We start from the raw sequence: 1,185 nt of genomic DNA, 5'->3' as shown, positions 1-1,185 counted from the left end.
GTTTGCTTCTCTCTTAGCAGGTAAACCAATAAAAAAAGTTCTATTGATTTCTATAGTTATATTTGGTCTTGCAAATGCATTAACTGCAGTATCTCCAAACTTTTCGGTATTCTTAATATCAAGGGCAATTGCCGGTGTTGGTGCTGGGTTATTTTCTCCTTTAGCTGTTGCAGGCTCAACTATGTTAGTACCTGTAGAAAAGAAAGGACGTGCACTTGGTTTAACAATAGGTGGCATGAGTATGGGAACTGTATTAGGTGTTCCTATAGGTCTTTATATCGCTGACCAATTTGATTGGCAATCAGCAATGTGGTTTGTGGTACTACTTAGTTTAATTGCTGCTATTAGTATTCTTAAGTTTCTACCACATGTTCCAGTCACAGCACCACCTGCTATGAAAGAAAGACTTGCAATGTTTTTAGATAAAAGAGTTACTATTACTGTCTTAATTACATTCTTTGCGAGTATTTCAAGTTTAGGTTTATATACTTATCTATCACCATTATTACAAGATCTAGATAACTCAAGTGATTTAACAGTGTATTTATGGGCTTGGGGATTAGGTGGATTATTTGGAAGTATAACAATTGGATATTTAATTGATTACTTCAAAAAACCAAAAACCTTAATGGCTCTTATTTTAATTATTTTAACAGTCTCAGTTGTATGTATTCCGATAATGATTAATCTAACAATTATAAAGTACTTACCATTTTTCATATGGGGAGCAATGGGATGGGCATCAGGAGCACCACAGCAACATATTTTATTATCCTACCAACCTAAACATGGAAGTGCAGCTGTAGCCCTCAATAGTTCTATTAACTATCTAGGAAGTTCGGTAGGTGCCACATTAGGTGGAGTAGTAATTTCTCTTGGAATGGGGACTATGGCTCTAATCTACTTTGCGATAATTTCTATGTTTATTTCATTAGGTCTTCAATTCTACAGCATGAGAAGTAATACCTTTAAAATAGTTACTACTAAAAAAGCTGTTTAAAATAGATCTATTACAATTATTAAACATAGAAATGGGGGTTCTGGTGCAAACATTTTTTGAAGATATAAAGAAGTGAAGAAATTCCTAACGGAATCCACTTTTATGCTGGAATACCGAATAGTTGATGAATGAGGTTCACCTGATTTTGGACAGACTTCCCCCCTTGAGAGGTTTGTCCTTTTTTC

General features: G+C 34.6%; 1 protein-coding gene and 1 pseudogene. One reads left to right on the top strand and one right to left on the bottom strand.

The window, feature by feature from the left end:
- Positions 1-1,000: MFS transporter (locus AC1DJR_RS30525; RefSeq protein ID WP_477004314.1), on the top strand; the 1,000-nt coding region annotated here is incomplete at its 5' end.
- A 100-nt stretch (positions 1,001-1,100) separates the two neighbouring features.
- On the opposite strand, the pseudogene AC1DJR_RS30520 reads toward AC1DJR_RS30525, so the two are convergent.
- A pseudogene (locus AC1DJR_RS30520) lies at positions 1,101-1,185 on the bottom strand (IS6 family transposase); the annotation flags it as partial.

It is taken from the genome of Bacillus sp. 05T31, assembly GCF_056396725.1.
Note: the sequence above shows the minus strand (reverse complement) of the source record. Positions and strands in the feature narration are given on the sequence as shown.